9 protein-coding genes and 1 tRNA gene are annotated in these 9,452 nt (G+C 50.2%); 6 read left to right on the top strand and 4 right to left on the bottom strand.

Translation table 11 applies throughout. From position 1 onward, the window contains the following. The 5 genes from Q0369_RS09350 to Q0369_RS09370 form a co-directional block, all read left to right on the top strand. Nucleotides 1–685 (top strand): polyprenyl synthetase family protein (locus Q0369_RS09350; RefSeq protein ID WP_298099053.1); only part of this gene is annotated, 685 nt, incomplete at its 5' end. Nucleotides 686–689: 4 nt separating this feature from the next. Continuing rightward, complete coding sequence (gene tkt / locus Q0369_RS09355; protein WP_298099055.1) at nucleotides 690–2,618, top strand: transketolase; 1,929 nt, start codon at nucleotides 690–692, stop codon at nucleotides 2,616–2,618. Nucleotides 2,619–2,645: 27 nt separating this feature from the next. After that, on the top strand, nucleotides 2,646–3,056 hold the full coding sequence (locus tag Q0369_RS09360; protein ID WP_298099077.1) for a GyrI-like domain-containing protein: 411 nt from the start codon (nucleotides 2,646–2,648) through the stop codon (nucleotides 3,054–3,056). 347 nt (nucleotides 3,057–3,403) lie between these two features. Then, nucleotides 3,404–3,491, top strand: a tRNA-Ser gene (locus Q0369_RS09365). Nucleotides 3,492–3,526: 35 nt separating this feature from the next. Continuing rightward, nucleotides 3,527–4,075, top strand: coding sequence for a GrpB family protein (locus Q0369_RS09370; protein WP_298099058.1), 549 nt, complete (start codon nucleotides 3,527–3,529; stop codon nucleotides 4,073–4,075). 410 nt (nucleotides 4,076–4,485) lie between these two features. Here the strand turns inward: Q0369_RS09370 and Q0369_RS09375 are convergent, their stop codons facing one another. The 3 genes from Q0369_RS09375 to Q0369_RS09385 are packed head-to-tail and all read right to left on the bottom strand — an operon-like array spanning nucleotide 4,486 to nucleotide 5,968. Beyond that, the gene (locus Q0369_RS09375; RefSeq protein ID WP_298099060.1) at nucleotides 4,486–5,571 is read right to left on the bottom strand and encodes a threonine synthase; all 1,086 of its coding nucleotides are present in this window, start codon (nucleotides 5,569–5,571) and stop codon (nucleotides 4,486–4,488) included. Nucleotides 5,572–5,579: 8 nt separating this feature from the next. Then, nucleotides 5,580–5,711, bottom strand: a complete 132-nt coding sequence (locus Q0369_RS09380) for a RidA family protein (RefSeq protein ID WP_298099063.1) — start codon at nucleotides 5,709–5,711, stop codon at nucleotides 5,580–5,582. Continuing rightward, on the bottom strand, nucleotides 5,708–5,968 hold the full coding sequence (locus Q0369_RS09385; RefSeq protein WP_298099066.1) for a Rid family hydrolase: 261 nt from the start codon (nucleotides 5,966–5,968) through the stop codon (nucleotides 5,708–5,710). The genes Q0369_RS09380 and Q0369_RS09385 overlap by 4 nt, the downstream gene beginning before the upstream one ends. Nucleotides 5,969–6,110: 142 nt before the next feature. Between Q0369_RS09385 and Q0369_RS09390 the strand changes: the two genes are divergently transcribed. Beyond that, nucleotides 6,111–6,827 carry a PAS domain-containing protein gene (locus Q0369_RS09390; protein ID WP_298099071.1) on the top strand — a complete coding sequence of 239 codons (717 nt, stop codon included), beginning with the start codon at nucleotides 6,111–6,113 and terminating at the stop codon, nucleotides 6,825–6,827. A gap of 168 nt (nucleotides 6,828–6,995) precedes the next feature. On the opposite strand, the gene Q0369_RS09395 is transcribed toward Q0369_RS09390, so the two are convergent. Continuing rightward, the gene (locus tag Q0369_RS09395) at nucleotides 6,996–9,035 is read right to left on the bottom strand and encodes a phosphoethanolamine transferase (RefSeq protein WP_298099074.1); all 2,040 of its coding nucleotides are present in this window, start codon (nucleotides 9,033–9,035) and stop codon (nucleotides 6,996–6,998) included. Between the last annotated feature and the right edge of the window lie 417 nt (nucleotides 9,036–9,452).

Here is a 9,452-nt window from a genome sequence, read left to right on the forward strand (position 1 = left end):
CTTTGAGGGCGCGCTGGCGATCGCGATGGCGCTTGAGATGATCCACACCTACTCGCTTATCCACGATGATCTGCCCGCGATGGACGATGCGGATCTGCGCCGCGGACGGCCGAGCCTGCACAAAAAATACGACGAGGTCACGGCGATTTTAGTGGGCGATGCGCTAAATACCGACGCGTTTTTAATCGCCGCGAGCGCGAACCTAAGCGACGAAATCAAGATAAAATGCATTAAAACTCTAGCGCGAAACGCGGGCAGCAGCGGCATGGTGCTGGGTCAGGCGATCGATTGTCGTTTTGAAAACAGCCCACTAAAGCAAAGCGAGCTTGAGTTTTTGCATCTGCACAAAACGGGCGCGCTCATCGCTGCGGCGTTTGAGCTAGGCGCCATAATCGGCGGGCTAAAGGATGAGCTCGCGCATGAGCTTTATAAGATCGGGCTGAAGCTAGGGCTTATATTTCAGATCGAGGATGACATCATCGACGCCACGGGCGACGAAGCAAGCGCAGGCAAGCCCGTAGGAGCGGACGGCGCGAAAAATTCCTTCGTAAATTTACTCGGACTTGCGGGCGCTAGAAGCTACAAGCAGCGCCTAATAGACGAGGTAAGCGGCGCGATGAGCGGCTATGATGCGAGCCTACGCGATTTGGTTTTAAATTTGATAGAAAAATACCTGAAAGGATGAAAAAATGTCGAGCGAGCAGCTAAGTAAAATTTCAAACACGATCAAATTTCTAAGCGCGGATATGATCCAAAGCGCCAACTCAGGCCATCCCGGCACGCCGATGGGGCTAAGCGACGTAATGAGCGTCTTTATGAGCAAGGTCCGCCACAACCCTAAAAATCCCGCGTGGCTGAACCGCGACCGCGTCGTATTCTCGGGCGGGCACGCAAGCGCGCTCGTGTATAGCTACCTCTACCTTAGCGGATATGATTTGAGTATGGACGATCTGAAAAGCTTCAGGCGCCTGCACTCCAAAACACCGGGCCATCCGGAGATCACTACCCCGGGCGTCGAGATCGCTACCGGACCGCTCGGTCAGGGCGTCGCGAACGCGGTCGGATTTGCGATGGCCGCAAAATACGCCGCGCATCTGCTAAATGAGGAAGGAAACGAGATCATTGATCACCGCGTCTATTGCTTCTGCGGCGACGGCGATCTACAGGAGGGCATCAGCTACGAAGCGTGCGCGCTTGCAGGCAGACATAACCTCGACAATCTTACGATAATTTATGATTCTAACGGCATCACGATCGACGGCAGCACTGATATCGCGTGGTTTGAGGATGTAAAGGTGCGATTTGAAGCGCAAGGCTTTGAAGTCGCGCGCATCGACGGGCATAATTTCGATCAGATAGAATTTGTCCTTGACGAGGTCAAAAACAAAACTAAGCCCTACCTCATCATCGCAAATACCACGATCGGCAAGGGCGCGCTCGAGCTTGAGGGCACGGCCAAGACACACGGCGCGCCGCTTGGAGAGGAACTGCTTGCGCGCGCCAAGCAAAGTCTAGGCTTTGATCCCGCCCAAAGCTTCGTCGTAAGCGAGGACGTGCTTTTTGAAACGCGCGCTGCAGTCGAAAAGGGCGATTTGGAAGAGCGGCTTTGGAAGGAGAAGCTCGCAAAGCTAAGCGATGAAAAAAGAGCGCTTCTAAACGAGCTTTTAAATCCCGATTTTAGCAAGATAGAATTTCCAGATTTTAGCGGGCTTAAGGTCGCCACGCGCGATAGCAACGGTAAAATTTTAAACGCTATCGCAAACGCAGTGCCCGGCTTTTTAGGCGGAAGCGCCGATTTGGCGGCGTCTAATAAGACCGAGCTAAAAGGCGGTGGCGACTTTCCGTGCGGCAAAAATTTACACTTCGGCATCCGCGAGCACGCGATGGCGGCGATCGGCAACGCCTTCGCGAGATACGGGCTTTTCATCCCGTTTAGCGCGACGTTTTTTATCTTCAGCGACTATCTCAAAACGGGCGCGCGACTCGCGGCGCTGATGGGTTTGCGACACTATTTCGTCTTCACGCACGACAGCATCGGCGTGGGCGAGGACGGGCCGACGCACGAGCCTATCGAGCAGCTTAGCACCTTCCGCGCGATGCCCGGCTTCTACACCTTTCGCCCCGCAGACGGCAACGAAAACGTAAAATGCTGGCGCGCGGCGCTTGCTCTGAATGCCCCCGCGGCGTTCGTCTGTTCGCGCCAAGGGCTTGAGCCGCTACCTAAGGCGGTCTTGGGCGACGTGCAAAACGGCGCGTATCTGCTAAGGCAGAGCAAAGAAGCACGTATCACGCTCATCGCAAGCGGCAGCGAAGTCTCGCTCTGCCTAAAAGCGGCGGCGATCCTGCAAGAGCAAGGCATCGGCGCAAATGTCGTAAGCGCGCCGTGCTTCGAGCTTCTGTGCGAGCAGGACGCTGACTATCTGGCGCAAATCCTGCAGGCGCAAACTAAAATTTTAGCCGTCGAAGCCGCAAGCGCGCTTGAGTGGTATAAATTTGCAGACGCAGTACACGGCATGCAAAGCTTCGGCGAAAGCGGCAACGCGAGCGAGCTATTTAAGCTTTTCGGCTTCACCGACGTCGCGATCGCAAAAGAAGCAAGGGAGCTTTTAGAGCAGTAGCGGAAAGGGTAAAATTTGAGCGAAAAAATCAAAATTTCGTATTTAGACGGATTTAAAATTTACGGATTAAAAGCCCGCACGAAAAACGCGGACGAGCTAGGCGGAAGCGGCAAAATTCCCGCGCTGTGGGCAAAATTTATGAAAGAGTGCTATGACGGGCAGAGCGAGATTTACGGCGTCTATTACGATTACGAAGACGGCGTCGACGGGCTTTACGATATCTTTATCGGCGCTAAAGCGCCCCGCAGCGACGAAGTCTTGGAGATCAAAAGCGGCAAATACGCCGTTTTTAGCTTCCCGAATGAACCGCAAAACGTAGCAAAGTTTTGGAGCAAAATTTGGAACTTTTTTGAGGCCGGCGAACTAAAAAGAGCGTTTGGAACGGATTTTGAGTTTTACGGCGGAGACGAGATCAAAATTTTCATCTCGGTTTTGTAGGGCGGCGCATGAAATTTATAAACGGCGAGTGATTTTTCTCCGCCGCGATAAAATTTGCCCGCAAAGTGCTAAAATTCCTTGCTCGCAAAAGCCGCGCAGAGCGTAAAACGCTGCTGTTTTATAAAATTTCATCCATAAAGCGGTAAAATTCCGTGCCCAAAACTATGCGCGCGAAAGCAAATTTTATGCCGAAAGCCGCGCCGTACCTTAAGCCATGGATTTAAAACGAAATCTAAATTTGCGCCGCAAATTTCAACCCCCGCCCGTAAAAGCAGCCGAATTTCGCGCGGAATTTCATTTTTAAATCTGTTATTAAGCCATTTTTGGCTTAAATTACACTTTCATTCGGGTAGATGTCCGAGCGGTCGAAGGAGCGCGCCTCGAAAGCGCGTAAGGCGTCAGCCTTCTAGGGTTCGAATCCCTATCTACCCGCCATTCATTCAAATTTCACCCAATACTCGGGAGTTAAGATGAGCAATAAACTCCTTTCGATGAGCCTGCAAGAGCTGTGGCGGCTCTTTCCGATACGTCTCGTGCCGCACGATCCGCGCTGGGGCGAATACTTTAGGCAGGAGCGCGAAATTCTGCGCGGCTTACTGCAAGATCATGGCGAGATCAGGATTCATCATATCGGCAGCACCGCGGTAAGAGGGATCTGGGCGAAGCCTATCGTAGATATTTTAATCGAGTGCTCGGATATTGCCGCCGCCAAGCAGCGCTTGATAGAGGCGGGCTATCTGCTAATGAGCGAAAGCGAGAGCCGCTGCAGCCTAAATAAGGGCTACACCGAAGCGGGGTTTGCCGAGCGCGTTTTTCACGTACATCTGCGAAATTTCGGCGATGCGGATGAGATATTTTTTAGAGATTTTTTGCGGGAGAATGCGGATATCGCCGCGCAGTACGAGGCGCTTAAATTAGAGCTTTGTAAGCGCTATGAGTTCGATCGCGACGCCTACACTGCGGCAAAAAACGAATTTGTGCTTAAATTTACGCGCATCGCTAAAGAAAATTCGAAATAATCGCGCAAATTTGATCCTCTGCGTAGAAGCTCGCTTCCCAAGAGCGATAAAAATGGCTAAATTTTATAAACAAAACGTGTGGACAGTGCCGCGCCTCGTGAGCTTATTTTTATAAAATTTTGACCATAATTTCAAATTTAAATGGCGCTCACTCAGCTATCTGTAGATAAAATTTTACAAATTCCGCTAGCGGCAAAGTCGTCCATAAAATGCGTCGTATCACCCACATCATATTTCAAGCAAAGGCATCCCCGCGCTTCGCTACGGGTTTAAATTTAAAACTTATGCGCCGCAAATTTTAAACATTCCACAAAAATATGGACTCATAAATCCGCTAAATTTAAAGCAGCGAAAATTTTAAATTCCTCGCTGCTAGCTAGCCGCATAAATTCCACGCCGAGCGCTTAAATTTAATGATCGCTCTTTAGCCCCGCGCCGCAAAGCGGGATGATGCTATCTCCTTGCAAATCATGGCTTTCTTTGTAGCGCAGATACGCCGCGTAGGTAGCCGCGGTCGTATGCTCGACGTAAAATCCGCCGCGCGCAAGCGCCGCTCTAGCGGGCAGTATGTCGCTCTCGCTCGCTAAGATCGCCTCTCGCTCGCCCGCATAGCTTGAGCCAAGAATTTCACCCGCGCGCATCGGTCTTGCGATAGCGATACCCTCCGCTAGCGTCGGCTGCGGCTCTATCGCGCGCGCCGTACCTTTAGCGCCGAAAAGCGGGGCGCAACGCTCGCCCTGAACGATGAAAATTTTTGGCAGCGCCTCGATAAGACCGCCTTCATATAGCTCGCCTAGTGCTGCTTGAGCGCCCAGCAGCAGCGTGCCGTTGCCTACGGGGATGAAAATATTGCGCGGCACCCTGCCTAGCTGCTCGTAGATCTCATAAACGTAGCTCTTCGTGCCCTCGTAAAAGATCGGATTATAGACGTGGTTGGCGTAATAAATTTGCTCATCTAAGGCCTTTTTACGGCACGCATCCGCCGTTTCGTCGCGGCTGCCGTCAAATACCGTGACGTGCGCGCCGTGGCTTTTGATCATATCGATCTTTTTGGGCGACGTGCCCTTCGGGACGTAAATTTCGCACTCGATGCCCGCGCGAGCGCAATACGCCGCCACGGCATTGCCCGCGTTGCCGCTGGAGTCTTGTAGCACCTTTTTCACGCCGATATTTTTAGCATGCAGCACTAAAACCGCTGCGCCGCGGTCTTTGAACGAAAGCGTAGGCATCGCGTAATCAAGCTTGAGATAGAGGTCTTTGCTGAATTTCTCGCTCGCCGTAAGCCCCTCGCCCATCGAAATTTCTTTAAATTTAGCCGTGTCGATGCCCATAAACTTGCGGTATCTAAAGATGCTAAACTCGCTTTGATCTACGAGCGCGGGGTTAAATTTAGGCGCGTCGGAGTTTAGCTTATACAGCCTGCCGCAGTCGCATTTGTAGCGCAAAGTATCGATAGGCGCGTGCTTGCCGCAGCCAGTGCAGATGAAATCGCTCATTTTCGCTCCTACTTTTTCTCTTTTATTTTTGCGACGGCCTCGATCTCTACGAGGCAGCCGAAGTGTAGAGCCGTAGTCGGCACCACGACGCGGGCGGGCTTGTGCGCGCCGAAAAACAGCGCGTACTGCTCGTCGATCACATCCCACAGTTCGCGACGTCAGGCGTATAGACGCGACACATTCGCACGTCGTTTTTATCCGCGCCCGCGGCGGCCAGCACTGCCGCGACGTTGCTTAGAGCCTGCGCGGCCTGCGCAGCAAGACCCTCCGGAACGGCCCCCGTGCGCGGATCCACGCTTAGCTGCCCCGAGACGTAGAGCATACCGTCGTCGTCTAAGATGCCCGGCGCATAATGCGCCTTTTTCGGCGCGAAACCGCTTGGGTAAATTTCTTTCATTTAAGCTCCTTTGCATATAAAATTTTATATAATTTTACTCTAAATTTATTAAAAATATATAAGTATTTCTATAAATTTGCAAAAATTCTAAAATTTAATCTAAATTTATAGATTTTTTTATATGAAATTTAAGGAGCCCGAATTGAATCAACTTCTGCAAGCCTTTATACCGACCGCGCACCTTATTAAAAATACGATCGGCGATTGCGAGGTGGTCATCCACGATATGAGCACGCCACAAAACTCTGTCGTTTTCGTCCTCGGCGACGTAACGGGTAGGAGGATCGGTCAAAGCTTCGATCATCTGGTAAAGGACGTGTTGCTAAGTAAAAATTTTGAAAACGACTGCACCGCAAACTACTACTTCACCGCGCAAAACGGCAAGCTCATACGCTCCTCGACTTCGCTGATCCGCGGCGCAGACGGCAAAGTAGTAGGCGCGCTATGCGTAAATATCGATACTTCAAGCGCCATGGCTGCATACAAAGCAATAAAAAATCTGCTGCCGAATGCGAAACTCGATAGCAAGGAGTTGCAAAGTGTAAATTTTACCAACGGAGGCTGCGATAACGCGGCATTAGATGGGGCGAGCTTAAAGGACGGCGTAAATTTAGAAACGCAAAGCTCTAACGATTTGCAGCAAAATATCCTTGACATCGTCCAGGACCTGATCGCATCGGCTACGCACGATCTGGATGTGGAGGGGATGAAGAAAGAGGATCGAAAGCGTATCGTAAAATTCCTCGCGCAAAAAGGAATTTTTGAGGTAAAAGGTGCGGTAGAGCTCGTCGCAAAGGCGCTTAGGACGCAGAAAGTCACGATTTACTCGTATATGGATGAGGTAAAGAAGGAGAGCTAGCCGCGGTGCATAAATTTGATCTCAAATTTAATAAGCGTTGCGCGCCTTATTATCAGCGTAGCCATTGGAGTGACGCAAATTTAATCTGAATTTGATGAATCGATCAAAAGTGTGATGGGCCAATTCCTAGCTCATGCAGCTGTAGCGCAATAAAAGCAAAACCATCTATTACTCGAGCTCGTAGCCCTTCGCGCTTTTTAATTTCTCGTCATAATCGACTCCGTTAGCAATTCGCTTGCGCGAAGCATTGAAATCCGCTCGTATCGGGCTTTTGCGCTCGTCAAACTCAAGTGGCGCGACACCGATAATATCTGCTAGCAAATGCGCTAAATCATCGCTCATAAAAGGCTTATCTTTCGCCGCAGCTAGCCTCTGCCATAGTTTAGCGTGATCGCTCAAAAACTCGCGAGAGCCTATGAAAAGCAGCGGAATTTCGTAAGTAAAGCGGCTCTCCATGCCGTGCCCAAGGCGTCCATTTTCGTATAAATTCTCTCCGTGATCGCTAAGATAGACGATGAGACTGTCATCACCCGAAAAAATTTTAAAAATTTCATTTATGACAAAATCGTTGTAAAGCACGCTGTTATCATAATATGCGACGACATCTTTCTGCTTGGAAGTAAGTTTTGCCTTTACATCCGCCGCGCTAAACTTGCCAAATCCCTCGGGATAGCGCAGGCTGTAATCCATATGGCTGCCGATGAGATGGATCACGTAGAAATTTCGCTCGCTCTGCTCCGTTTTCGCCTGATTTATGAGTGGAAGCAGCACTCCGTCAGGCTTGATGCGGACGGTTTCATAAAGATTGCTCTTTGAGAGGAAGGATTCCGCGTCCGCGCGATCGGCAGCGCTTTTAGCACTTAACGCATGCGCGCCGAAAGCCTCTTGATTGCTAATCCAAAAGGTGCGGTAGCCACTTAGCTTAAACATATCGATGATGCTAAGGTTGCGAAACCACGCCCTTTTGCGCTCGCTTTCGTAATCGCTGAAATTTAAAAGCCGCATCAGCACCTGATTAGTCGTGCCGTAAGGCGAAATTGTATCGCTAAATTTTATCAGATTGCCGCTTGCTTCGAGACCCTCCAAAAGCGGCGTATTTTTAACGCCGTAGCCGTAGAGCGACATATGCCCGCGCTGCAAGCTCTCACCGATTATTAGGATGATATTTTTGACGCGAGACTTTTGCAAGGCGGGGTTTGTAGCGGCCTCAGAGTTTTTAGAATTTGAAATCACGCTAAGGCTTTGCGGCGTAGAATTTAAAGTCTTGCCCCAGCTTTGCGGCTCAGCGTCTGAAGCGAACGTAGAATTTAAATTTGCGCCGGAATTTTGCGCCTGGACGCTTGATGCGGGCGCGGAATTTTCAGACGCGGAGCCCGAGGCGGCGCCTTGCGGATCTGAATTTCCGCCGCCATTTAAAACGCTTTCGTTCGCGCGCTTGGCCTCGTCATATCCGAGCTGCACTTCGTGCATATCGGTGATGAAATTTTTATCGCTCAGATAGTCTTTTATCGTAAAGACAAACTCCAGCGGGACGTATTGCGATAGCTTGTTTATATAGCCCTGCTTGCCTTGGAAAGCTTTAGTGGCAATATCCGCGCAAAAGATCGTCCCGTAGATAAGATAAAGCGCCGCTAGCAGCAATCTTAGACCGCTATGCGTTTGCTCCTTCTCTCGCCGCCCTGCTCTTAGTGCCGCACAAATGCAGCCGAGCAGCACCGCTAAATATAAAATCGTTGCGGGGTTAAGAAACTGCGAAACAAACTCGCGCGTCTCGGCTGCGTCGGTATGGACGATCGCGTCGATCGCCACGACGTTGAAGCTTGAGTCGAAATTTACGATCAAAAACAAAGCTGCGCTCGCAATCAGCGCAATTAGCGCTAGTAACACGAACGAAACGAGCTTAAAAAATCGCCCGCTAAGCAAATAGCAGAGGTGAAAGATGAGCAAATTTATGATAAATACTACCGGAAAACTCTCGGCGACGTAGGCGAAGATGGGTCCGTTAATCTGATAATGTATCTTAGCCCAGCAAGCGAGCAAGCATAGCGCCGTGCTAAGCCAAAACATCCTCCATACGGGACGCTCGCGTAGCGCAGCAAAAAAACCGCGGTCGATTTGCATAAGCAAGCGCGCCACGAGCCCGCCCGCTTTCGTCCGCGCCATAAGCCCGCCTATATTTGCTAGCGCTACATAAAATTTTTCTCTCATTTTATATTTCCTGCCTTGTACGAAGAGACGCGACGGCACGCACTCTGCGTAGCGCTACATGTTTTCGCTTTAAAATCAAGGCGCAATCTTAGCCGCTTAAAGCTTTGAGCTTGCTTACTTGCGCGCCTTTACGCTTCAAATTTTGCGGCTAAATTTTAAAGATACGGGCGGGGGTTAGAATTGGACGACGGAATTTTGAGGCTAAATTCTATTAAAGCGGATTTATGAGTGAGGTTATGAGACAGAAGCTCTGGGATAAAATTATTAAAACGTAATTTCAAAAAATTTAGCTAATTGAAATTTCGAAGTAATATTGCCGCGGTCAAAACGCTCGGGCAAAAATTTTAATAAGATGCGCGGCAAATGGCGCGTTTTACAATGCTTGCATACCTCATAAAGCCGGCTACGAGGCTAGAG

The sequence above is a fragment of the uncultured Campylobacter sp. genome (assembly GCF_938030685.1).
Taxonomy (GTDB): Bacteria; Campylobacterota; Campylobacteria; order Campylobacterales; family Campylobacteraceae; genus Campylobacter_B.

What these genes read in the sequence shown, in the direction of transcription:
- Q0369_RS09375 (WP_298099060.1), bottom strand. Translation starts at nt 5,571, where the DNA reads ATGAGCGATTTCATCTGCACTGGCTGCGGCAAGCACGCGCCTATCGAT.
- Q0369_RS09385 (WP_298099066.1), bottom strand. Translation starts at nt 5,968, where the DNA reads ATGAAAGAAATTTACCCAAGCGGTTTCGCGCCGAAAAAGGCGCATTAT.
- Q0369_RS09370 (WP_298099058.1), top strand. Translation starts at nt 3,527, where the DNA reads ATGAGCAATAAACTCCTTTCGATGAGCCTGCAAGAGCTGTGGCGGCTC.
- Q0369_RS09395 (WP_298099074.1), bottom strand. Translation starts at nt 9,035, where the DNA reads ATGAGAGAAAAATTTTATGTAGCGCTAGCAAATATAGGCGGGCTTATG.
- tkt (WP_298099055.1), top strand. Translation starts at nt 690, where the DNA reads ATGTCGAGCGAGCAGCTAAGTAAAATTTCAAACACGATCAAATTTCTA.